General features: G+C 62.0%; 16 protein-coding genes. 9 read left to right on the forward strand and 7 right to left on the reverse strand.

Translation table 11 applies throughout. From position 1 onward, the window contains the following. Window positions 1–12 precede the first annotated feature (12 nt). The 3 genes from zwf to tal all read left to right on the forward strand — a co-directional run bounded on the left by zwf (window position 13) and on the right by tal (window position 3428). Window positions 13–1479 carry a glucose-6-phosphate dehydrogenase gene (gene zwf / locus BTM36_RS12980; RefSeq protein ID WP_006463827.1) on the forward strand — a complete coding sequence of 489 codons (1467 nt, stop codon included), beginning with the start codon at window positions 13–15 and terminating at the stop codon, window positions 1477–1479. Window positions 1480–1517: 38 nt separating this feature from the next. Continuing rightward, on the forward strand, window positions 1518–2372 hold the full coding sequence (locus tag BTM36_RS12985; protein WP_034310514.1) for an SIS domain-containing protein: 855 nt from the start codon (window positions 1518–1520) through the stop codon (window positions 2370–2372). 120 nt (window positions 2373–2492) lie between these two features. After that, a complete protein-coding gene (gene tal / locus BTM36_RS12990; protein WP_077236598.1) occupies window positions 2493–3428 on the forward strand; it encodes a transaldolase in 936 nt (311 codons plus the stop codon). Window positions 3429–3543: 115 nt separating this feature from the next. Here the strand turns inward: tal and BTM36_RS28605 are convergent, their stop codons facing one another. The 6 genes from BTM36_RS28605 to BTM36_RS13020 all read right to left on the reverse strand — a co-directional run bounded on the left by BTM36_RS28605 (window position 3544) and on the right by BTM36_RS13020 (window position 11347). Next, complete coding sequence (locus tag BTM36_RS28605; RefSeq protein WP_077236599.1) at window positions 3544–4371, reverse strand: hypothetical protein; 828 nt, start codon at window positions 4369–4371, stop codon at window positions 3544–3546. A 304-nt stretch (window positions 4372–4675) separates the two neighbouring features. Next, window positions 4676–6235 carry a methyl-accepting chemotaxis protein gene (locus BTM36_RS13000; RefSeq protein WP_254426994.1) on the reverse strand — a complete coding sequence of 520 codons (1560 nt, stop codon included), beginning with the start codon at window positions 6233–6235 and terminating at the stop codon, window positions 4676–4678. Between the two features lie 201 nt (window positions 6236–6436). Beyond that, window positions 6437–7474, reverse strand: coding sequence for an L-idonate 5-dehydrogenase (locus BTM36_RS13005; protein WP_077236600.1), 1038 nt, complete (start codon window positions 7472–7474; stop codon window positions 6437–6439). Window positions 7475–7501: 27 nt separating this feature from the next. Further along, the gene (locus tag BTM36_RS13010; protein ID WP_077236601.1) at window positions 7502–8296 is read right to left on the reverse strand and encodes an SDR family NAD(P)-dependent oxidoreductase; all 795 of its coding nucleotides are present in this window, start codon (window positions 8294–8296) and stop codon (window positions 7502–7504) included. Between the two features lie 71 nt (window positions 8297–8367). Next, a complete protein-coding gene (gntK, locus tag BTM36_RS13015; RefSeq protein ID WP_077236602.1) occupies window positions 8368–9921 on the reverse strand; it encodes a gluconokinase in 1554 nt (517 codons plus the stop codon). A gap of 73 nt (window positions 9922–9994) precedes the next feature. Continuing rightward, window positions 9995–11347 carry a GntP family permease gene (locus BTM36_RS13020; protein WP_006463834.1) on the reverse strand — a complete coding sequence of 451 codons (1353 nt, stop codon included), beginning with the start codon at window positions 11345–11347 and terminating at the stop codon, window positions 9995–9997. Window positions 11348–12021: 674 nt separating this feature from the next. Between BTM36_RS13020 and BTM36_RS13025 the strand changes: the two genes are divergently transcribed. The 6 genes from BTM36_RS13025 to BTM36_RS13050 all read left to right on the forward strand — a co-directional run bounded on the left by BTM36_RS13025 (window position 12022) and on the right by BTM36_RS13050 (window position 21893). Continuing rightward, window positions 12022–13092 carry a LacI family DNA-binding transcriptional regulator gene (locus tag BTM36_RS13025; protein WP_077236603.1) on the forward strand — a complete coding sequence of 357 codons (1071 nt, stop codon included), beginning with the start codon at window positions 12022–12024 and terminating at the stop codon, window positions 13090–13092. Between the two features lie 270 nt (window positions 13093–13362). Next, a complete protein-coding gene (ggt, locus tag BTM36_RS13030) occupies window positions 13363–15123 on the forward strand; it encodes a gamma-glutamyltransferase (protein WP_006465275.1) in 1761 nt (586 codons plus the stop codon). A gap of 58 nt (window positions 15124–15181) precedes the next feature. Then, window positions 15182–18151, forward strand: a complete 2970-nt coding sequence (locus tag BTM36_RS13035) for a hypothetical protein (RefSeq protein ID WP_139347144.1) — start codon at window positions 15182–15184, stop codon at window positions 18149–18151. 417 nt (window positions 18152–18568) lie between these two features. Beyond that, window positions 18569–20278 (forward strand): Ig-like domain-containing protein, encoded by a 1710-nt coding sequence (locus BTM36_RS13040; protein WP_139347145.1) that lies wholly within the window; start codon window positions 18569–18571, stop codon window positions 20276–20278. Next, window positions 20229–21398, forward strand: coding sequence for a hypothetical protein (locus BTM36_RS13045; protein WP_077236606.1), 1170 nt, complete (start codon window positions 20229–20231; stop codon window positions 21396–21398). Before BTM36_RS13040 ends, BTM36_RS13045 begins: the two co-directional genes overlap by 50 nt. Window positions 21399–21551: 153 nt before the next feature. After that, a complete protein-coding gene (locus tag BTM36_RS13050) occupies window positions 21552–21893 on the forward strand; it encodes a helix-turn-helix domain-containing protein (RefSeq protein WP_254426995.1) in 342 nt (113 codons plus the stop codon). A 159-nt stretch (window positions 21894–22052) separates the two neighbouring features. Here BTM36_RS13050 and BTM36_RS13055 read toward each other — a convergent pair whose 3' ends face one another. Beyond that, window positions 22053–23375: a hemolysin family protein gene (locus BTM36_RS13055; RefSeq protein ID WP_077236608.1), complete on the reverse strand. Its 1323-nt coding sequence runs from the start codon at window positions 23373–23375 to the stop codon at window positions 22053–22055. Between the last annotated feature and the right edge of the window lie 207 nt (window positions 23376–23582).

Below are 23582 nucleotides of genomic sequence, written 5' to 3' on the forward strand. Positions count from 1 at the left end.
ACGACACACACCATGGCTACTTCTGATTTCGATCTGGTTTTATTCGGCGGCACCGGCGACCTCTCGATGCGCAAGCTGCTGCCCGCGCTGTATGCCCGGGACCGCGCCCGCGACCTGCCGCCCGATGCACGCATCATCTGCCTGGGCCGCGACGAGAAATCGCGTGAAGATTTCCTCAAGCTGGTGGAGAAGGATTCCAAACCCCACGTGCCGGCCGCCAACCTGGATGCCAGCGTCTGGGAACGCTTCACCGGCCGCCTGCAATACGCCTCGGTCAACGCCAAGGAAGCCGACAGCTTCAGCCACCTGAAGGATGCCCTGCGCGACATCGCCGGCCTGGCGCGGGTGTTCTACCTGGCCACCCCACCCAGCCTGTTCGCCTCCATCTGCGAAAACCTGTCCAAGGCCGGACTGGTCACGCCGACCTCCCGCGTGGTGCTGGAAAAGCCGCTGGGCCGCGACCTCAAGAGCGCCCGTGACATCAACGCCCAGGTCGGCCGCTTCTTCCAGGAATCGCAGATCTTCCGTATCGACCACTACCTCGGCAAGGAAGCGGTGCAGAACCTGCTGGCGCTGCGCTTCGGCAACGTACTGTTCGAGCCCCTGTGGCGGCGCGAATGGATTTCCGACGTGCAGATCACCATCGCCGAAGAACTCGGCGTGGGCGGCCGCTTCGACTACTACGACACCTCCGGCGCCCTGCGCGACATGCTGCAGAACCACCTGCTGCAACTGCTCTGTATCGTCGCCATGGAACCGCCGGTATCGAACTCGGCCGACGCCGTGCGCGACGAAAAGCTCAAGGTGCTGCGCTCGCTCAAGCGCTTTACCCCCACCACGCTGGCCATGAACGTAGTGCGCGGCCAGTACCGCGCCGGCCATGTCGATGGCGTGGCCGTGCCGGGCTACCGCAAGGAAGCCGATGCCAACCCCGACTCGCGCACCGAGACCTATGTCGCGGTCAAGGCCGAGATCGACACCTGGCGCTGGGCCGGCGTGCCGTTCTACCTGCGTACCGGCAAGCGCATGGCCGACTCCCTGGCCGAGATCGTGGTGCGCTTCAAGAGCGTGCCGCATTCCATCTTTGCGCACCAGAACGACACTCCGAACTGCCTGGTGATCCGACTGCAGCCTGACGAAGGCCTGCACATGAACCTGATGGCCAAGCAGCCTGGCGATGGCATGCGCCTGCGTCCGGTGGAGCTGGAGCTGGACTTCCGCGAGAAGTTCAAGACCCCGCGCATGGACGCCTACGAACGCCTGCTGCTGGACGTGTTGCGCGGTCATCTGACACTGTTCATGCGCAGCGACGAACTGGAGGCCGCCTGGGAATGGGTCGAGCCCATCATCGATTACTGGGACCAGCAGGAGGCCGACCCGGTCCCCTACAACGCCGGTACCTGGGGGCCTGCTGCGGCGAGCGCCCTGATCGGTCGTGACGGACTGCAGTGGCGCGAAGAAGCCCTGCCCGAGGTCTGACCAGAGCCCGCTAGCGTCACCAGGTCACCGTCATGTCCATGCTGCTCGACTCCATCCGCACCCACATCAACTCCCTCTCCAAGTCGGAGAAGAAGGTGGCTGCGACCATCCTGGCCAACCCGCAACTGGCCTTGGCCGAGAACCTGACGGCGCTGGCCAAGAATGCGGAAGTGTCGGAACCGACCGTGATCCGTTTCTGCCGCGCCATCGGTTACGAAGGCTGGCATGACTTCAAGCTCAAGCTCGCCCAGAGCCTGGCGCTGGCCCTGCCGGGCGCGGATGAAACGCTGGCCCAGGACGACCTGGCCGCCGATCTGGTCAACAAGATCTGCAGCCGTTCCATCAATACCCTGCTGGACCTGCGCAACCACCTCAACCCGGATGCCATCCAGCTGGCGCTGGACGTACTGGCACGGGCCAACAAGATCGAGTTCTACGGCCAGGGGACCTCCGGTATCGTGGCCAACGACGCGCAGCACAAGTTCTTCCGCTCGGGCGTGCCCACAGTGGCCTATTCCGACCCGCACATCCACAGCATCGCGGCCTCGCTCCTGAAGGCCGGCGACTGCGTGGTGGCGATCTCGCAGCGCGGTGGCAACGCCGCCCTGCTGCGCTCGATCCAGCTGGCGCGCAAGGGCGGTGCCGACATCATCGTGCTCGGCCCTTCCGGCACCCCGCTGGCCGAACTGGCCACGGTACTGGTGCCGATCGACCTGTCCTTCAACATCGACCCCTATACCCCCATCTCGGCGCGCCTGGCGCACCTGGTGGTGATCGACATCCTGGCGGTCGGACTGGCGCTGCGACGCGGCCCGGAATTCCGCAAGAAGATGCAGAACGCGCAGAAGTCGCTGCAGAAATTCGACATGCAATTCGACTCCTTCTTCCGCTAAGCGTGCCAAGTGCAGCGGCAGATCAAGGATCATTGATTTAGCGACATTCACCGACAGACAGGAAACGGCCATTGCGTACAATGCCTATCCTTATTCTTCACCCTAGCAACAGGACTTTCCATGAGCCAGCTTGAACAGTTGAAGCAGTACACCACCATCGTGGCCGATACCGGCGACTTCCAGGCCATGAAGGCCTTTGCGCCCCAGGATGCCACCACCAACCCCTCGCTGATCCTCAAGGCAGTGCAGAAGGCCGAGTACAAGCCGCTGCTGGAGTCGGTGGTCAAGGCCCACGCCGGCAAGAGTACCGATGCCATCATCGACCGCCTGCTGATCGCCTTCGGTCTGGAGATCCTGAAGCTGATCCCGGGCCGCGTCTCCACCGAGACCGATGCCCGCCTGTCCTTCGATACAGAAGGCACCGTCGCCAAGGGCCGCGAGCTGATCCGCCTGTACGAAGAAGCCGGCATCGCCCACGAGCGCGTGCTCATCAAGATCGCCTCCACCTGGGAAGGCATCCGTGCCGCCGAGATCCTGGAAAAGGACGGCATCCGCTGCAACCTGACCCTGCTGTTCTCGCTGCCGCAGGCCATCGCCTGCGCCGAGGCCCGCGTGCAACTGATCTCCCCCTTCGTCGGCCGCATCTACGATTGGTACAAGAAATCCACCGGCCAGGAATATACCGGCAGCGACGATCCCGGCGTGCAGTCGGTGAAGGCGGTCTACAACTACTACCGCAAGTTCGGCTATGCCACCGAAGTGATGGGCGCGAGCTTCCGCAACACGTCGCAGATCATCGAACTGGCCGGCTGCGACCTGCTCACCATCAGCCCGGACCTGCTGCAGAAGCTGGCCGACAGCGATGCTCCGGTGGAGCGCAAGCTGAGCAAGGAAGCCGCCGATGCGGCCGACATCGAGCGCGTGTCGCTGGATGAAAAGGCCTTCCGCCTGGCCCTCAACGCCGACGCCATGGCCACCGAGAAGCTGGCCGAAGGCATCCGCCAGTTCGCCGCCGACGCGGTCAAGCTGGAGCAGATCGTGGACGCCTTGCGCTAGATCCCGCGTTCAGATCAACAAGTACAAAGGCCGCATCGTGCAAACGATGCGGCCTTTGTCGTCAACGGCGGATCATGAAACGCAATGCCCGGCCACCAGGTCGGGACATGGACGATCAGCTCGCCAGCAGATCAGGCAAGGCCCCCACCACCTTCTTGCTGCACTGGTCCAGGGTTTCATCGACCCACTGCTGGACCATCACGTAGTCGTCCTTGGCCCAGTCTTCCAGCGGCAGGGCCTTTTCCGATACGCGATTGCAGGACACCTCGACGAACGGGTTGAAGGTGAACAGACCAGCATCTTCCTTGCGCTTGTAGATGGTCAGCTCGGTATTCATCTTGTACAGATTGGCCTCATCACCGGTCAGGGATTCGTAGATCAGGGTGGAACTGCCGCCGGCCACCATGACGCTGTTCTTGAAGGCGCCCGGCTTTAGTTCCGCACGCGCCTGCAGGGCAGCATTGATTTCCTTGCTGAGCTTGCCGATGTAGTCGGTGGAGACTGGGTTGCGCACGTGCTTGCGATCCTTCACGTCGTCCAGCTTGTCCCCCTTCAGGTCGCCCTTGTCGAAGCCATTGACCGCCAAGCCGCCGCCGAGGGCGAACATGAACATGTTCAGCGCCACCTGGGCCGCGACATTGTTCTGGGTATTCTTGGGGCGCACGATGAAGACCTCCTCGGGGACCTCCTTCAGGTACGAACCATTGGTGAACTTGGTGGTATAGGCCACGCCCACCTTGATTTCCGGGTCCTTGTCGCCGGTCGCGGCCGTCGATGCGGGCAGCGCAGCAGGCGTCGGTGCGGGTGCGGCCGCAGCAGCGACGGGCGCCGCCTGCTGCGCAGGCGCTGCAGGTGCGGGTGCTGCGGCGGACGACTGGGAACCGCTGGGCTGCGTGGCGCAGCCATTGAGCACGATCACGGCCGCCAGGGCGATATGTTTCAACTTTGTTTGCATATTATCTTCGTCGAAAAAAGTTAAAGCGATCCCCTGCCCCGCAAGACGGAGCATTAGAAATTGGAGAACGCGGAAAAGGCAGACGAAAATCGTTTCTTCGCTGAAACTCGCGCACAGGCTGGCCGGCGACGAGACGGAAAAAACAGACTCCCCCGATGTCTGGAGTCAGAATATTAGTTTCGGAAGTGAAGATTGTCTATAGGCAATCTTGCAACGCCATGAGAAATCAATGTGCTGCGTTATTTCCGGTAACGTGCACAAATGGCGCTATAGAACGTGGAGCCAACGTGCTTTAGAGCGCCGCTGCAACGACTGCGCGATCACGCCGGCCGACCCGGCACTGGAAAAAGCCCATGGTGGTCTGCAACACCATGGCGCGTCGGTTCAGCTCCTCCGAGGTCACGGCAAGCTCTTCGGAGCTTAGCGAGTTCTGCTGGATCACCTGGGCCAGCTGGCTGGCGGCGACACTGATCTGGCTGACTGCGGTGGATTGTTTTTCTGAGGCTTGGACGATTTCCTGTACCAGTTCTGAGGTACGTCCGATCGCCGGCAGCATGTGCTGCAACTGCTCTTCGGCGGCGCCCGCCAGGATCACGTTGGCGCGGGCGACTTCATCGATTTCCTGCGCGGCGGCCTGGCTGCGTTCGGCCAGCCGCCGGACCTCGGCCGCCACCACGGCGAAGCCGGTGCCGTGCTCACCCGCATGGGCCGCCTCGATGGTGGCATTGAGCGCCAGCAGGTTGGTCTGGTAGGCGATGTCGTCGATGACCGCGATCTTGCCGGCGATCTGCTGGATCGCCTCCACCATCTGCCTGAGGGTCTGCGCGCACTGCCCTGCCTGGCTGGCAGCACCAGCGGCGATCTGCTCGGTCTGGCGCGCATTCTCGGAGGTACTGAGGATGGACCCGTGGATCTGCTCCAGTGCCATGCTGGTCTGCTCCACACCAGTGGCCTGCTCGGTCGAGGCACGGGAGAGCGACTGCGCCGTGGCGCTGACCTCCTCGGCGGTGCTGACCATGGCTTCGGCACTGGCGGTGACTTCGGCCACCACCTGGCACAGGCGTTCGATCATGTTCTTGATGGAATTCATCATGCTCCGACCATGGCGCGGCTTCAGAGCGATCTGCTGCACGAGGTCGCCATCGGAGAGCCGTTGCATGACCGTGACCACGTCGCCCGGTTCAGCGCCCAACTGGCGTGTGAGAGTGTGGGTGATGCCCCAGCCGGCACCCAGCATGATCAGCAGGACCCCGCCGGCCATCAGGAGCACGGTCTGCAGCGCATGTTCGATGATCTCGCGCGCGGACAGGGCGCTGGCCTCGCCCAGGGCGATGTTGTAGGAACGATGGCGCGCAAAGGCGGCCTGCACGGCTTCGATAGCCCCGCGAAACTCCAGCCCCACCACGATCTTGCCCTGCTCGTCCAGGCCCTGGTCCACCAGCGCCAGCAGGCGTCGCACCACGTCCTCGAAAACGGTCAGGCGCTGGAGGTCGTCTTCCAGCATGGCCTGGTCCGTTTCATCGGTGACATAGGCCGCGCGGTAGACTTTCATCTGCTTGTCCAGGCGCTGGCGGTAGATCTCGATTTCCTGCAGGAGGCGGCGCCGGTCGCTGGGGTCCTGGTTGGCCTGGTAGTGATAGACCCGCCCCTGGATAGCATTGAAGGCGCTTTGCGCATCATCCAGCGAGGTAACGCTGGGGACGGTATTGACCTGTGCGTAGTTGGCGGCCTGGTAGACGTTCTCGATCTGGCGCAGGCTGACGGCGGCGGTGGCAGCCAGGCCCAGCATGGCCAGCACGATCAACAGAAACAGGCGCTGTCCCACCGTCAGCGCATAAGGTCTGGCCATCATGTCCTCCCCCCAGAGGTTTGCCGTGCTTGTCAGGCGGGACGGGCATTCATCCCTGCCATCCCATGGGGGCAAAACTTATAGCGTACACAAGATATTGTCAATCTGGCATAGATGATCGGACCAGAAAGCAAGGCAGGACTGCCTTTCGGATGCGGGGCGATCACCACACTGCAGAACAGCGTGGACATCGCCCCGGGCGGATCAGTCGAAACTGATCTGCACCTTCATCATCTTCGAACGGTCGCCGGCGATCTCGAAGGCTTCCACCGCCTGGGCGATGGGGTAGGTGGCCGAGATCAACGGCTTGACGTCCACCAGGCGACGGTTCATCAGCTCGACGGCCATGGCGAACTCTTCATGGAAGCGGAAGGCGCCGCGCCAGTCCAGCTCCTTGCCCACCAGCAGGTTGGCCGGGAACTGGATGTCACCGCCCAGGCCCACCTGCACGATCACGGCCTGCGGACGCAGCGCCTCCAGCGCACCCACCAGCGCGCGCTCGTTGCCGCTGGCTTCGAAGAGCACGTCGAAGGTCCCCTTGTCGGCGGCGTAGGCCTTCAGCGCCTCCGGTGTCTCGGCCATGTTGATGGCGCGGTCGGCGCCCACCTTCAGTGCGGCTTCCAGCGGCATCTTCGCCACATCGGTGACCACCACTTCCAGCGCGCCGGCGCGACGGGCGGCAATCACCACCAGGGCGCCGATGGGGCCGCAGCCCGTCACCAGCACGCGCTTGCCCACCAGCGGACCGGCGCGACGCACCGCATGCAGTGCCACCGACAGCGGTTCAGCCATGGCGGCCTCGCCATCGCTGACGTGGTCGGCCACGACGTGGGCCTGTGAACGCTCGATGACGATTTCCTGGCGGAACGCGCCCTGTACGTGCGGGGTGCGCATGGCACTGCCGTAGAAACGCATGTCCAGGCAATGGTTCTGCTTGCCTTCCTGGCAGTATTTGCACAGCCCGCAGGGGCGGCTGGGCGAGATGGCGATGCGGGTACCGGGCGCGATGTCAGTGACGGCGCTGCCGACTTCGGCGATCTGGCCCGAGACTTCGTGGCCCAGCACCATCGGTTCCTTGATGCGCACCACGCCGAAACCGCCGTGGTGGTAGTAGTGCAGGTCGGAACCGCAGATACCGCCGGCCTTGACCTTGACCTTCAGTTGTTGCGGCTGCAGTTCGCCGCTGTCGAGTTGCTGGATGCGCAGGTCGTGCGGCGCATGGATGACGAGGCCTTGTTCCATGATCTTCTCCTGAATGGCATCAATGAGTTACAGGGTCGCGGTGACACCGCCATCCACGTAGAGGATGTGGCCGTTCACGAAACGCGAGGCATCGCTGGCCAGGAACACGGCCGCGCCCACCAGGTCTTCGACATCGCCCCAGCGCCGCGAGGGCGTGCGGCCGACCAGCCAGTCGGTGAACTTGGCATCGTTGACCAGGGCCATGTTCATCTCGGTCTTGAAATAACCAGGGCCCAGGCCATTGACCTGGATGCCGTACTTGCCCCAGTCGATCGCCATGCCCTTGGTGAACATCTTCACCGCACCCTTGGTGGCGGTATAGGGGGCGATGCCGGGACGACCCAGTTCGCTCTGCACCGAGCAGATGTTGATGATCTTGCCGGCGCCACGCGGGATCATGTGGCGCGCCACTGCCTGGGCGGCGTAGAAGACGCTGTTGAGGTTGGTGTTGATGAGGTCGTGCCAGTCCGATTCCTTGAACTCTTCCAGCGGATTGCGACGCTGGATGCCGGCGTTGTTGACCAGGATATCGATCGCGCCGATCTCGCCTTCGATCTTCTGCACGGCGGCCTTGACCTCGTCAGAAGAGGTGGCGTCGAAGCTGGATTCATGGATGACGTGGCCTTCGGCACGCAGTTGCGCCGCCACAGCGGCCAGCTTGGTGGCATCGCGTCCATTGAGCACGATGGCCGCGCCCGCTTGCGCCATGCCGCGCGCCAGTGCCAGGCCGATGCCGCCGGACGAACCGGTGATCAGGGCCAGCCGGCCTTCGAGGGAAAAACCCTGCAGGCCTGCCGGCAGGGAGGTGGTCTTGGTGGTCATGTAGTCTCTTTCTTCTTGTTGGGGAGGTGGCAGATCGAAACTGCTCAGGCCGGCCTGCGCCGGAGCAGCGTTCAGTGCGCCTTTCCGGTCTCGCGCTGGAAGGCGGCGATGGCGTGGTACTCCGCTTCCAGCTTGGCCGGAATGGCCGCAAAGATGGGTTGCAGGCGGCTATAGACCGCCACCGCGTCGGCATGCGGCGCGTGATGGTTGGTGGACCCGACCATGCCGGAAATCACCGACAGCGACGGCACCAGCCCCAAGGCCCAGGCGCCCAGCACGGCCGCGCCCAGGCAGGACGATTCCACGCTTTCCGGCACCACCACCTCGCGATTGAAGATGTCGGCCATCATCTGGCGCCACAGGGCCGAACGGGCAAAGCCGCCGGTGGCCATCATGCGCTTGGTCGGGCCGACCAGTTCTTCCAGCGCCGGCAGGATGCTGTAGAGATTGAAGATCACCCCTTCCAGCGCGGCGCGGATCATGTGGTGCTTGCCATGGTGCAGGGCCAGGCCGAAGAAGGAGCCGCGCAGGTCGGCATTCCACAGCGGCGCACGCTCGCCGGCCATGAAGGGATGGAACAGCAGCCCTTCGGCGCCGGGGCGCACCTTCTCGGCGATACGGGTCAGGGCTTCATAGGGATCGACGCCTTCATCGCGGGCCGCGGCCGCCTCGGCGGTCGCCAGTTCATCACGCACCCAGCGGAAGATGTTGCCGCCGTTGTTGACCGGGCCGCCGACCACCCAGTGCTTCTCGGTCAGGGCGTAGCAGAACAGGCGGCCATGCGGGTCGGTCAGGGGCTCATCGATCACCGTGCGCATCGCGCCGGAAGTGCCGATGGTCACCGCCACGTGGCCGATCTCGATGGCGTTCACGCCCAGGTTGGAGAGCACGCCGTCGTTGGCGCCGATGATGAAGGGGGTGTCCACCGACAGCCCCAGGCGCTGGGCCATCCCGGGTGACAGCGGCGGCAGGCGGTGGGTGGTCGGCACCGGGGTGGGCAACTGCTCGGGCGTGACGCCCAGCAGTTCCAGCGCACCGCGATCCCAGGCCAGCTCGCGCAGGTTGAACATGCCGGTGGCCGAGGCGATGGAGTGGTCCACCACCCACTGGCCGAACAACTGGTACAGCAGGTATTCCTTGATGCCGACAAAGCGCGCCGCCTTGCTGAAGACTTCCGGCTTTTCATGGCGCATCCACATCAGCTTGCACAGCGGCGACATCGGGTGGATGGGCGTACCGGTGCGGCGATAGATGGCGTTGCCATCGTGTTCGTGCTTGATGCGCTCGGCCCAGACCGAGGCGCGGATATCACCCCAGGTGATGCTGTTGGACAGCAGGCGGTCCTCCGCATCCAGCGCAATGACGCTGTGCATGGCCGCGCTGAAGGACAGCAGGGCGATCTCCTGCGGCGCTGCGGCGGCAGCCTTGACGGCGCCGGCAATCGAGGCCAGCGCAGCCTCGACGATCTGTTGCGGGTCCTGCTCCGCCATGCCCGGCTCGGTACAGATCACTGGGTATTCCTGCGCATGCTGTGCGACCACCTTGCCATCGAGCGTGAAGACGACGGACTTGGTGCTGGTGGTGCCGATATCGACACCGAGCATGTAGCGGGCGGAGGTGGACATGGAAATTCCTTATCTGACAGATGGCAAGACGCCCGGACCAGCCGGGCGTTGCATCGTGAGTATTAAATGACGATCAAACGACGAGGTTGAGCAACATGATGAAGATGATAGCAACAACCGAGATCAGTGTTTCCATCACCGTCCAGGTCTTGAAGGTTTCACCCACGCTCATGTTGAAGTATTCCTTGACCAGCCAGAACCCGGCATCGTTGACATGCGACAGGATCAGCGAACCGGCGCCGGTGGCCAGCACCAGCAGTTCCTTGTTGGTACCGGGGATCAGTGCCACCAGCGGGGCCACGATGCCGGCACCGGTGATGGTAGCCACCGTGGCTGAACCGGTCGCCACGCGGATCACGCCGGCCACGAACCAGGCCAGCAGCAGCGGCGAAATCTGTGCATGCACGGCCAGTTGGCCGATGGCAGTCCCCACGCCGGAATTGACCAGCATCTGCTTGAAGCCACCACCGGCACCGATGATCAGCACGATGGCCGCGGTCGGCGCCAGGCTCTGATCGACGAACTTCAGCACCTGTTGACGGGTGAAGCCACGGGCCAGGCCGAAGGTCCAGATCGCCAGCAGCAGCGCGGCCAGCAGGGCCACGATGGGGTTGCCGATGAAATCCATCAGGTCGCGCACGGCGTGGCCTTCAGGCAGGGTAACGTCGACGAAGGTCTTCAGCAGCATCAGGAACACCGGCGAAAGCACCGTCACCAGGGTGGTGGTGAAGCCCGGCAGGTTGCTGGTCTGCGGCTCGCGCGCCAGTTGCGCCATCAGTTCTTCCGAAGGCTTGATGTCGACGTAGCGCGAGATGAAGGAACCGAACATGGGGCCGGCGATGATGACCGTCGGCAGGCCCACCAGCAGGCCGTAGAAGATGGTCTTGCCGATGTCGGCACCGAAGATGCCGATGGCCAGCAGCGGACCCGGGTGCGGCGGCACCAGGCCGTGCATCACCGACAGGCTGGCCAGCATGGGCATGCCGATCTTGAACAGCGGCACGCCCGAGCGACGCGCCACGATGAACACCAGCGGGATCAGCAAGACGAAGCCGATTTCGAAGAACAGGGGAATACCGACCAGGAAGGCCCCCATCATCATGGCCCAGTGCACGCGCTCGCGGCCGAAGGCACGCACCAGCGTCTGCGAGATCTGGTCGGCACCGCCGGACTCAGCCATCAGCTTGCCCAGCATGGTACCCAGGCCCAGCACGATGCCGACGAAGCCCAGCACGCCGCCGAAGCCGTCCTGGAAGGACTTGACGATCTTGGGCAGCGGCATGCCCGAGATCAGACCGAGGAAGCCCGAGGTGATCGTCAGGGCGATGAAAGGATGGATGCGCAAGCGCGTGATCATCAGGATCAGCGCGAGGATCGCAATGACTGCATTGAACAGCAAGGTGGCGTCGTGGCTCATTCCCAGCATGGGATCTCCGATTGCCGATAGCCGATGCCGTGCGGCCCGCAAAGAGCCGCAGCAGCCTGGCCCCGGCGCGAGGCTGAGGACGGACGTCTCCTGCGGCCTGCCCTGGCGGGAGGCGCGAACATCTGCACTATCTGCGTAGTGTTATCTGATTGACCTGAGTGTGGTATGCCGCCGCTGACCCCGCCGCCGTGTGCCCGGAGGTTCGGATGTTAGCGTTAACATGGGGCGCGATGATAACGCTAACATTTTGCGCGGGTCAAACACTTGTTGTGCTGCAGTGCGGCAGAAGGAGGGGCGAACGGAGGGCCGGGCGTGCCGTATGGAAATCATTTTCTTTCGGGTGTGCTCCGGACTCATCCTGCCGGGGGAGGATGGCGGTGCTCTGTCGGCGTGTCTTCGATACGCCGCTGCGCGGCTACTCAGTCCGAACGGGAGGGGGTGATGGCCTGTGAGCGGTGAGCGGTGAGCGGTGAGCGGTGAGCGGTGAGCGGTGGGCGGTGGGCGCAGGACGAAGAGCGGAAGCGTTGATCATCGGAAGCCGTTCGGACTGAGTAGCGGCATGGCCGCGTATCGAAGGCGCAGCGTCTCCTCGCATCCCACAGGAATCACGCCCTCCCACCCCGCAAGCAGGTATCATGTGGCCACCCTGAATTGACCGCACTCTCCCGCTCTCCATGACCCAGCGCGCAGCACCCAAATCCACGCCCAGGCCCAAGCCGAAGTCTTCCGCCCCCGCACGCGGCAGCCGTGCCACCGGTCGCGTCACCATCATCGACGTGGCGGCCGAGGCCGGGGTCAGCCCGATGACGGTGTCGCGTGCGCTGAAGACGCCGGCCCTGGTGCAGGAACAGTCCCGCCAGCGCATCCTGGAGGCCATTGCCCGGCTCGGCTATGTCCCCAACCAGGCCGCCTCGACGCTGGCCTCGGCACGTTCGCAGGTAATAGCGGTGCTGGTGCCGTCGCTCACCAATGCGGTCTTCATCGAAACCCTCTCGGGTATCCGCGACTACCTGGCCGGTGCCGGTTACCAGTTCCTCATCGGCGAGACCGGTTACGTGCGGGACAAGGAAGAACAACTCATCGCCACCTACCTGGCCCATGCGCCGGCCGGTTTCCTGCTCTCCAGCAGCGAACAGCACGACATCCTGCAGGCCCGCCCCGGCAGCCGCGACATCCCGGCCGTACGCATGTTCGACCTGGGACGCAGCCAGCACGACCTGTCGGTGGGTTTCTCGCAGACCCGCGCCGGGCAGGCGGTGGCACGCCATCTGGTCCAGCGCGGCTATCGCCGACCGGCCTTCCTGGCGGCGCAGCTGGACCCGCGCATGATGAAGCGCCGAGAGGGTTTCCGCAAAGGCCTGAACGAGGCCGGCATCCAGCCGGATATCGAGGTGCTGCTGCCGGAACCGACCACCGTCAACATGGGTGCGCAATTGCTGCGCCGGGTACTGGAGCAGCATCCGGACTGCGATTCGGTCTTCTGCTGCAACGATGACCTGGCGCTCGGTGCGCTCTTCGAATGTCAGCGCCAGGGCATCAGCGTGCCGGGGCAGATGGCCATCGCCGGCTTCAACGACCTCTCCTGGGCCGCTTGTGCCACGCCGTCCATCACCACGGTGGTGACGCCGCGCTATGACATCGGCTACAAGTCGGCCGAGATGCTGGTGCGCCAGCTCAAGGGTGAGGATATCGCCAAGGGCCGCCTGGACCTCGGCTTCGAACTGGCGGTGCGCGAGAGTACCTGAACCGGCGAAGGACTTCGTCGGCATCTGCTGCGCATTGGCGCTACCGCCCTCCCCCCACGGCGAACCACCTCATCGGTCCGCCGCATCCCGTCCATCCATGGACGAATCACCATCAATAATCCATCCAACGCTGGCCGCTGGCTCTGGACAGATGCGGTCCATTCTCTACAATCTTCCGGTGTCGTCCAGGCTGCTGCCGCATCGCATCGGGACGGCATTCCTATAAATAATATGCACATTCTCAAGTCCAGATCATCAGGAGCATCCCTCATGCAGACATTCACCGGTCTTTGCAAACCCGCCGCCATGGCCCTGCTGCCCTTGTGCGGCGCACTGGCCTTCCTGCCGGCCAGCGCCCAGACGGCACCACCGGCGGCCCCCGTGGTCAAGTACGACCTGACCTACGACATCATCAGCCCGGTCCATAGCCAGCACGGCATGGTCGCCACCGAACAGGAACTGGCCACCAAGGTCGGCGTGGACATCCTCAAGAAGGGCGGCAACGCCGTCGATGCGGGCGTGGCGGTCGGCTTCGCGCTGGCGGTGGTGCTGCCCAATGCGGGCAACATCGGCGGTGGCGGTTTCATGATGATCCACGACGCCAAGACCGGCAAGAACGTGGCCCTGGACTTCCGCGAGATGGCGCCGCAGCGCGCCACCCGCAACATGTACCTGGACGACAAGGGCAACGTCGTCCCCGGCCGTTCGCTCTACACCCACCTGGCCGTGGGCGTACCGGGCACGGTGGCGGGCCTGTCGCATGCACTCGCCAAGTACGGCACGATGAAGCTGTCGCAGGTCATCCAGCCAGCGGTCGAACTGGCCGAAAAGGGCTATCCGGTCAGCCGCAGCCTGGCGCTGATCCTGGCCGCCGAGCGTGAGCACCTGGGCCAGTGGGATTCGTCCAAGGCGATCTTCTTCAAGGAAGGCCGTCCGCTCAAGGAAGGCGAAATGCTGGTCCAGAAGGATCTGGCCAAGTCCCTGCGCCTGATCGCCAAGGAAGGCCCCAAGGCCTTCTATGACGGTGCCATCGCCAGGAAGATCGTGGCCGAGATGGACAAGCATGGCGGTCTCATCAGCGCCGACGACCTGCGCAACTACAAGGTGGTCGAACGCGTGCCGGTGTCGGGCAACTATCGTGGCTACCAGGTAATGTCCATGCCGCCGCCAAGCTCGGGCGGGGTGCACATCATCCAGATGATGAACATCCTGGAACGTTATCCGCTCAAGCAATACGGCGCCGACAGCGCCCAGACCATCCACCTGATGGCCGAAGCCATGAAGCTGGCCTACGCCGACCGTTCGGAATACCTGGGCGATCCGGATTTCACCAAGGTCCCCGTCAAGGGCCTGACCTCGCGCGCCTACGCCGACGAACTGGCCAAGAAGATCAACCCGGATCGCGCCACGCCTTCCACCGAGATCAAGCCGGGCCAGCCTCAGCCGTATGAAAGCGACCAGACCACCCACTACTCGGTGGCCGACAAGGACGGCAACCTGGTGGCCACCACCTACACCCTGAACCTGAACTTCGGCAGCGGCATCGTCGCCACCGGCACCGGCATCACCTTGAACAACGAGATGGATGACTTCGCCGCCAAGCCGGGCGTACCCAATGCCTTCGGTCTGATCGGTGGCGACGCCAACGCGGTCGGCCCGTACAAGCGACCGCTGTCGTCGATGTCGCCCACCTTCGTGCTCAAGGACGGCAAGCCCTTCCTGGTCACCGGCAGCCCGGGTGGCAGCCGCATCATCACGACCACGATGCAGACCATCCTCAACGTGATCGACCACGACATGAACGTGGCCGAAGCCACCATCACTCCGCGCATCCACCATCAGTGGGCGCCGGACCAGCTGCGCGTGGAAAAGGGTCTCTCCGCCGATACCCTGAAGATCCTGCAGGACAAGGGCCAGAAGATCAGCGTGCAGCCCTCCATGGGACGTACGCAGACCATCCAGATCCGGGAAGACGGCTTTGACGGCTTCTCCGATCCGCGCAATCCGGATGGACGTACGCTGGGGTTCTGATGTGACTGGTGTGACATGAAGCATTGCATCACCCTGCACTGACACTCAGTTCATCAACGTGAAGTTGATTCCTGGCAGCCTGAACCCTGAAAACTACGAGTTCGTTCTCGGCAGCGTAAAGTTGCCGACGAATCGCGATCAGGCATGGACAGACAATCAGACCATCGGCGGCATTTCCGGATTGAGTTATCGCTATGACACTGCCTCGAAGACGCTCACCATCCGTGACACGTTCAATGGATCCTCGATGATGGGCTATAAGGTCAAGTCCATCCTCGAAGGCATCAAGATAAGGAATGCAGCATTAGCGACCGGCGGCAGTAACCTCTTCAAGGTCGAAGTGAATTTGCAGGATTTCGCTCTGCAAAAGAGCGCTCGGGACGCCAGCTTCGAGTTCAACGTCTACGACCCCAAAACCAGTCCGATGTTGGACCTGGACAGCACGTTGCCCAAAATCCAACGCACCACGGCTACCAGGACTTTCATGGCCACTGAGAGAGGAGAAGTGGAACTCTTTTCGGATGTCACCCCGACCGGTGCGGCCAGTGAAATTCGAATTCGGCTCGGCAATAATCCGCTGACAGCCGATGAGCGGCTAGTGCTAGAGGATGGAATTGGATCAAGAGCAGCAATTTCACTCATCGCCAATTCGACCTCTTCATACACCGTTGGGGGCGTCAACAATGTCAAGGTGTCAGTCAACAGCAGGGACGCTCTTCTTTCGCTGAGCAGGGCTGATGGCAGCGAACTGACCACTGTTACGATCAGGTCGATCCTAAGGGCGCTGAAATTTGGCTCCAATCTTGACAAGAACTACTCTGTCACCGCCTCACTGATAAAGAACGGGGTAGAGGCTCCGAGCTCATCGTCAGAAATACGCTTCGACAAGAAACCACCTGCGGTACTTGACCTGGACGCCACTACCGACGGAATTCAGACTGCAGCGAGCGTGAGTATCGCGGGGGACGTTGTACGCACTACGGAAACCCGGATTTTCGCCAAGCCCGTCGCCGCACCTGTGGATCTGGATATCAGGAGCCTCAACCTGACATTTTCCGGAGCCATCGCAAGCGAAGACAGGATCTGGTATTCAAGTTCGGCCAGCGTATCTTTAGACAGCAGTACCACCTTCTCGCTGGGCATCGGCGGCGTACGCGATTTGACCATGGTACTCAAGAGAGCCAACACCAGTGGCGCCACCACGGATCCTGCGTCGATCGTCGTGAGCAAGAGCAATGGCGACAGTTTGGGTCGCGTTGAGATTGCGGCCATCCTTGAATCACTGAAGTTCCGGACCAACTCCAAGGACGGTAGCGCCCGCTTCATCGACGCCACCCTCACCGACCAGGCGGGCAACATCAGCCCCAGCGCCAGGGTCGAGATCAAGCTGACGGGCATCAAGCCGACACCCACCTGGAGCACCACCCTGATTGACCCCAAGCAGGCGGCCTTCGAGGTGCTGAACCTGAAGGATATCTTCGGCACCAATAACCCAGCCGTATTGGAAAAAGATGAAGAGATCGTCATCGACAATCCTAACGGCTTGACGGCGGCGGACTTCCTCAGTCGCATCAAGGGCCTGTCCGCCGCCTGGAGCGGGCAGGGCATTAGCAACGCGGCCGACACCCTGGACGAGGCTACCCGCAGCTATCTTGGCTTCAACGCCCCGATCCCCAGGGACGCGGTGCTCTCCTTCGGCCGTCAGAACGGCACCAAGGTCAGTAGCGTGGCGCTGAAATTCTCCATCAAGAACATCGGCGGAGTTGACAAGGTCGTGCTCAGCAGCATCCGCGAAAGTGCGGACCTAAGCAATCAGGACCTCTACAATGCCAAGTTCGATGGGGCATCCACCAGCGGCAATTACGGAATCGGCAACATCAACCTGATCTATGAGAAGACGATAGAACGGCCCAACTCCAAACCCACGGTCCAAGTCCAGTTTGATAACAGAGCCGACGTCGGCGCGACCTTCGCTGTCCTGGATAACGGCTATACGATCAGAACCGCTACTGCTACTCTGAGTGCTGCCGACCGCATCGCGGGCAAGAAAATTCTGCCGGCGCTCGACCTGGGAGTAGGCAAGCATGTGCTTACCACCGAGTACCGTGAAAGCACCAGCGGCACCACCATTTCCTCGGAGAAAATTGAGTTCACTATTGATTCGATTGCCAAGCCCTTCCTGAGCAACCTGCAGGTCAAGCAGCCGGGCGTAGGTGGCAAGAGCGTGCTGAAGAACTTGAACAGCTCCACCACCGACTATGCCACCGTCGTCGATGCAGGCATTCCGGGTGACCGTGGCGTGGCCGTCTATGATCAGGGCCCGACCTTCACGGGAACGCTGGGCACCGTGAACCCGGACGGCACCAAAACGTCCACCGGCAAATATCTGGTGAAAGCCACCGCTGGCGACAAGCTGCTCGGATTCGACACCATTGACCTGGGCGCTGCCAGCGGTACCGGCACCTTTGAAATCAAGACCGCCGCCAGCCTGCTCAAGCCCGGCATCTATAGCGACCTCGCCTTCACCGCCACGGAGCTCACCCCCGGCAGTGCCAGCAATGGGCAGAGCACCACCGTCGGAGACCTCAGGTTGGGCTACTACTGGTTGCCGCAGAAGCTGGAGAACGTCGTCGGCAGAGACGGCAACGACGAAATCCTGCTGGGGACGACCAAGGACGGCCGGGCCACCACCATCACGACCCGTGGCGGCAAGGACAGCTTGATCGTTGGCAAGTCCAACAACGCCGGCACCAGCATGGAGGCCACGATCACCGACTTCCAGTTGGGCCAGGACACGGTCAAGGTGCTACAGCGCAACGGCGACAATAGTCTGGGCTACCAGATCATCACCAGTGAAAACTGGCGGCAGTTTGCCAAGCAGGCGGACCAAAGCAACGACGGTTCGCGAGGCACCAAACTGGTGATCGATCTGGATGGCGGCGGCGCGGGGACGGACAAGTACACGCTGTACTTGCCGACGGTTCCGTTCAACTACGAGGCCAATACGAAGAGCATCTTTGGCCTGTAATTCGCCATGGCGGTAGTCGACCTGAGAGCAAACCGAGGGGCCTCGCCTGTTTTTCTGACGTGATCCTTAGGAACGCGGCTGCGCCGCTACCCATCACCAACGGTGGGTAGCGGCGCAAACTTTTTTCGATACCGGTGTTTGATTTCGTTCGATCCGCTGACGCCGGTCGCCCCCATGACGTATCGTCGCCGCCGTCGCTGGCACCCGTGCACCGAAAGACCAGCACGGACCGCATCCAACATCCACCCGTAGTGACTTCCAGCCGATGCAAGTACCGCTACCAGTCGCACCGCACCCACAGAGTTTTTCATAAAGGCAATGGCGCCCTCGCCATGCCGCCCACAGGAAGGGGAAACGCCTGTCCCGCAGACGCGCCCGCATGATTCTGCAAAACGCGTGCAGTGCCTCGGGATGGGCATGAGTTGGCAAGCCGGTGTCCTACCGGATATCAGCCAGCCCACGTTTGTGACTATTCCGAGAAGCCCCGCAAAAGCACCCGCGGAGGTGGAGACGGCCAAGGATGTCGCGCAGGCATCTGCGATCCAGATAGAAGGTGCCAAGCTGGAACTGGCCGTCGATAGTGGCTTCAGCAAGTCCGACAAGGTCACCAACAACGGCCAAGTCAATGTCAGCGGCATCGCTGCCGATGCAAGCTGGCAATGGAGCGCCGACGGCGGCAAGCAATGGAGCGATCAGAAGACCGGTCCCGGTGGAACGATTGTGGTCAGTGGCGATGGCGCAAAGTCGGTGATCGTCAGGGTTGAGGACAAGGGTGGCAAGGTGAGTACCAGTCAGCTTGATTTCATTCTGGATACGGTCGCGGCGGCCCCGATTTCGGCTAAAAACGATTTCGATACCGGCCAGGTGCTGCTGACAGGGACAGCGGAGACAGGGGCGCGCGTGAACGTTCGCGACGGCGACTTTCTACGATTGAGCACCCAGGCGTCGCAGAAGGACGGTATTTGGGAAATCCCTCTGCAATGGAAACGTCATATCTCAGGGCTGACCAAGGTGGACGGCAGCACCAGTTCTGCCAATGGCGAATACTTCGCTTTGTCGGCTGCAGAAACACAAAATCTGAAGCAGAGCTTCAGCGGCGATTTCTCCCCTACGGGCAAAGCGGTGCTGGATACCGCCCGCGAGGCGTATAGCATGGTCAGCTCCAGAGAAACTTGGTATCTGTGGGCACAAGTCGGCGGAGGATATCTCATCTCACGCCTAAGTAGTACTGACGAATGGTATCGGGAGAAAAATTTCTCTCGAGACAGTAAGTCTGCGCTCAACTCTCCTTCCGCGTGGGAAGCGATCAGTGCACCTGCGCAATATCTAGCGACAGAAGTTCCTCTCGCAGACGGCACGCGATCACACCAGAACGTCCTACCATCGCTGAGAATTAGTGCGATGCCTAAGGCGAACCGCTTATTCATACAACAAGAAGATCTGGCGGGTAACCTCAGCGCAGAGTTAGACTGGTTTTTTGAAGGCGAAAATACGTCGGCCATGCGGTTCACTCCGGATTTGGGAAAATCGGAGAGGGAACCGATATCTCAGCGCTACGTGACTAGCAACGATCTCTCTGTTGGTACGAGCTTCGCTCCGTCGGCGAAACTTAGTTCACCGGCTGATATGTATCCAGATTCCATCAAATTCACGCTTTCAGGGAATGGCCCGCAGTTAGCACGATCAAATGAACTCTACTTTGAACCGACGCGAACCGTCGACTTCTTCGGCATCCGAACTTGGGAGATCAATGATGTGACGAACCTTAAAGTCGTGAGTCGCTACGAATTTGGCAGAGAAACAGCCGTAATAGAACATAGTGGGATTGGCAGTAGTTTGGACAAGGGTGAGGTTGAGCGCGCAGAACTTCCTGGCGTCCATCAAGGGTATCTCGGCAGAATGGGGGGGCGTGGGCGTTACGGGCAATGCCAATACGACTTCTTCACTGTTCAAGAGCTATCAAAGCTTCGACCAGCCGCTGAGCGCAGGCAAGAATTTTGTGCTGGCGCATCAGGGTGGACCCTACGTCAAGGCCGGCATCTTCAACTTCACCTTGACCCCGGACGGCAAGGGCGTAATGCTCAACCACAAGGGTGGCGGCAATGTGGCCAATCAGGACATGCATGAGTTGGGCGGTTTCACCCAGACCTCCAACGGCAACTATGACATCGGCAATGTCCGGATTCTGTATCAGGTCGATACCGGTGCCAGCAATCTGAATCCCACCTTCAACGTCAAGTTCGACGCCAAGAAAGCCAGTGTCGGTGATCTCATTTCGCTGGTTACCGCCAATCATGCGACGACCAGCAAGGTCTTGACTGCCGAAGACCTGGCTTCGCCTCAGGCTGCGGTGAGCCTGAAGGTGGCCAACAGCCTGTCGGCCGCACAGCACACGATCGAGGTGCAGTACAAGGAGGTCTCCGGCAACATCAGCCAGGTCGAATCGGTGGTCACGCCGGCGCGCCCTGGCAATGTCGCCAATCCGGTACTGAGCGAGCTCAAGGTCGGCAGCCCCAACCAGGCCGCTGCCAAGCTGCTCAACGACTCGACGACCCAGTACGCCTCCATCACCGAAAACGGCACCGCCGCATCGCCGGGCAGCAGCGAGCGCGGCCTGGTGTTCTCGGGCAAGGTCGGCGGTGCCGGTGCGTCGGACCAGTATCTGGTCACCGTCAAGGCGGGCGACAAGGTGTTGGCCTTCGACACCGTCAAGGCAGGCAACTTCACCCTGGCTTCCGCAGCCAATCTGCTGGCGCCGGGCGTCTATGACGATCTGAGCTTCACGGCAACCAACATCACCGCCGGCAACAACAATGGGGCGACGGCCAGCATCGGTGGCCTGAAACTGGGTTCGTTCTGGGCGGCCCAATCGCTGGGTGATACGCGCGGTGGCAATGGTAACGACACCATCCTGCTCGGTGCCACCAAGAATGGGGCCAATACGCTGATCCAGACCAACGGCGGCTATGACACCTTGAGCCTGGGTGCCTTCGGCAAGAAGGGCAACTTCGCTGCCACCGTCACCGATTTCTCTCTCGGTGTGGACAAGCTGGCCGTGTTCGACAAGAACGTCGATGCGCTGAACCTGGACAAGTTCGTCAAGGAAGTCGCTCCCATCCAGGGCGGCATGGGCACCCGGCTGGTGATCGACCTTGATGGCGCCGGTGCGGGTACCCAGACCTACTCGCTGCAGCTGCAAAACGTCGCCTACAACCCGGCCAATACACATACGCTGTTTGGTGTGTAAGCCGGGGTTGCAGTGAAGCAGACGTAACCATCCGATGGACGCTTTCAGTATCTCAGGCACAGACAACATACGACCATGAGCAGCCACAGCAAGCACCGCATGCTGGATGAGAACATAGCGCAGGGAGGGGCCCCCATCCATTCGGAGCAAGGCATGAGTCCATGCAGAGCATCTCTCGGGCAACGGCTCAAATCCGTTCGCCTGCAACTGGGTATCAGCCAGCGCCAGTTCGCCGTTGCGCTGGGCACTGCATCCAACCACATCTGCCAGGTCGAACGCGACCACTGCATACCCGGTGCCAAGCTGCTGCGCGGCATGCGCGAGCAGTTCGGCATCGATATCAACTGGCTGCTTAGCGGCGAGACCGATTACGTCGCCACCACGCTGCTGGAGCGGGAAGTGGACAAATTGATCCGACAATTCCAAGCCGCCGATCCTTCTGCGCGAGCGATGCTATTGCAGACGGCCAGCTTCACGGCAGCGGCATCGCGCTAAGGCATGGCGCCGCTGGAGTTGGAGCTGGAGCTGGCGTAGCCGCTGCACCGGCGCTATCGAAGCCCCCTCCCCGCCCCTGAAACAAAAAATGCCGTCCAGCACGACACTGAACGGCATTCCCGGTGCAAGGGCCGGCGTGGTCCTCAATCAGGCACAGACCTACTCCCGCATCTCCACCATCTTCGGATAGACCTTCACCAGCACGATCTTCGGCCCAGACATGCGCTTGATGACCACGTCGAAGGCGGGAAACTCGATCTTCTGGCCTTCCTTGGGGAGGTCGCCCAGTTTCTCCATCACCAGGCCACCGACGGAGTCGATGCTGTCGTCGTACTCGATGTCGATGCCCAGCATGTTCTCCAGCGTGACGATGGGCAGGCTGCCCTTGCCCAGCAGGGTACCGTCGTCCTGGCGGGTCCACTCGCCGGTGTTGTGGCGGAATTCGTCGCGGATCTCACCCACCAGCAGGCTGAGCATATTGTCCAGGGTGATGAAGCCCTGCGGCGGCTGACCCTTCTTGCCGATGACGGCGAAGTGCGGCGTGCCGGTACGGAAGCGGCGCAGCAGGTCCAGTGCCGGCAAGGCGGGCGAGATGAACTGCACCGGGCGCAGGTAATCCTTCAGGTTGCCGATGGCGCGACCATCCTGCTGTGCCAGGAACACGTCCTTCAGGTGGACCAGGCCCAGCACCTGCTGGCGCTCGGCGTCGAAGTAGGGATAACGCGAATAGCGGTTGCGGTAGATGATGTCCAGGTTTTCTTCCTGGGTCTTGTCATCGCCCAGGGCCACGATTTCACTGGCGGGGCGCATGATGTCGGCCACGTCCAGTTCGGCGAAGTTCAGGCTCTGCGCCAGCATGTTCCATTCGTCGCGGGTGAACTTGCCACTCTTGCCGCTCTTGCCACCGGCGCGCAGGATCAGCTTGAGTTCATCCGAGGAATAGTGCGCGTCATGCCCATGGCCGGCGCCCAGTCCGGCCACGCGCAGCAGCCAGTTGGAGCTGGCGTTGAGCACCCAGATCAGCGGATACATGCCCCAGTAGAAGCCATACAGCGGCACCGCGCACCACAGGCCCAGCTTTTCCGGGCTGCGGATGGCCATGGACTTGGGGGCCAGTTCGCCGGCCACGATGTGCAGGAAGGAAATGACGAAGAAGGCAAAGACGAACGAGATGCCGTGGATCAGTTCCTGATTGGTCACGCCGATCAGTGAGAAAAGCGGTTCCAGCAACCGGGCGAATGCCGGTTCACCGATCCAGCCCAGGCCCAGCGAGGCCAGGGTGATACCGAGTTGGCAGGCGGAGAGATAGGCGTCCAGTTGATTGTGGACCACGGCCAGGATACGGCCGCGCAAGCCTTGTGTTTTTGCGATGGCCCGGATGCGCGTTTGACGCAACTTGACCAGACTGAATTCTGCAGCAACGAAAAAACCGTTCAACGCAACCAGGAAGAAGGCTGCGACGATCAGTAATATGTTTTCCAACGAGGGTTCCTATCGGGGTTGTCAAAGGGCCCGGACGCAATGAACCGGTCCGGACCCGGTAATTTACCATGGGTCGGCGGGCGAACCGGTTTTGCTATCAAAATAACAATATTTTGCGCCGACGTTCAACACCGCGGGTCATCCAATGGATGACCCGCGGCCGGCGCTCGAATAAGCGTCGGCCCGCGAGACGGCTGAGCTCAGGGT

The organism is Herbaspirillum sp. VT-16-41 (genome assembly GCF_001994935.1).
Lineage (GTDB): Bacteria > Pseudomonadota > Gammaproteobacteria > Burkholderiales > Burkholderiaceae_D > Herbaspirillum > Herbaspirillum frisingense.

Excerpts from the sequence above, each read along its gene's own strand:
- zwf (WP_006463827.1), top strand. The coding sequence starts at position 13 with ATGGCTACTTCTGATTTCGATCTGGTTTTATTCGGCGGCACCGGCGAC.
- BTM36_RS12985 (WP_034310514.1), top strand. The coding sequence starts at position 1,518 with ATGCTGCTCGACTCCATCCGCACCCACATCAACTCCCTCTCCAAGTCG.
- tal (WP_077236598.1), top strand. The coding sequence starts at position 2,493 with ATGAGCCAGCTTGAACAGTTGAAGCAGTACACCACCATCGTGGCCGAT.
- BTM36_RS13000 (WP_254426994.1), bottom strand. The coding sequence starts at position 6,235 with ATGATGGCCAGACCTTATGCGCTGACGGTGGGACAGCGCCTGTTTCTG.
- BTM36_RS13005 (WP_077236600.1), bottom strand. The coding sequence starts at position 7,474 with ATGGAACAAGGCCTCGTCATCCATGCGCCGCACGACCTGCGCATCCAG.
- BTM36_RS13010 (WP_077236601.1), bottom strand. The coding sequence starts at position 8,296 with ATGACCACCAAGACCACCTCCCTGCCGGCAGGCCTGCAGGGTTTTTCC.
- gntK (WP_077236602.1), bottom strand. The coding sequence starts at position 9,921 with ATGTCCACCTCCGCCCGCTACATGCTCGGTGTCGATATCGGCACCACC.
- BTM36_RS13020 (WP_006463834.1), bottom strand. The coding sequence starts at position 11,347 with ATGCTGGGAATGAGCCACGACGCCACCTTGCTGTTCAATGCAGTCATT.
- BTM36_RS13025 (WP_077236603.1), top strand. The coding sequence starts at position 12,022 with ATGACCCAGCGCGCAGCACCCAAATCCACGCCCAGGCCCAAGCCGAAG.
- ggt (WP_006465275.1), top strand. The coding sequence starts at position 13,363 with ATGCAGACATTCACCGGTCTTTGCAAACCCGCCGCCATGGCCCTGCTG.
- BTM36_RS13040 (WP_139347145.1), top strand. The coding sequence starts at position 18,569 with ATGAGTTGGCAAGCCGGTGTCCTACCGGATATCAGCCAGCCCACGTTT.
- BTM36_RS13045 (WP_077236606.1), top strand. The coding sequence starts at position 20,229 with ATGCTCAACCACAAGGGTGGCGGCAATGTGGCCAATCAGGACATGCAT.
- BTM36_RS13050 (WP_254426995.1), top strand. The coding sequence starts at position 21,552 with ATGAGTCCATGCAGAGCATCTCTCGGGCAACGGCTCAAATCCGTTCGC.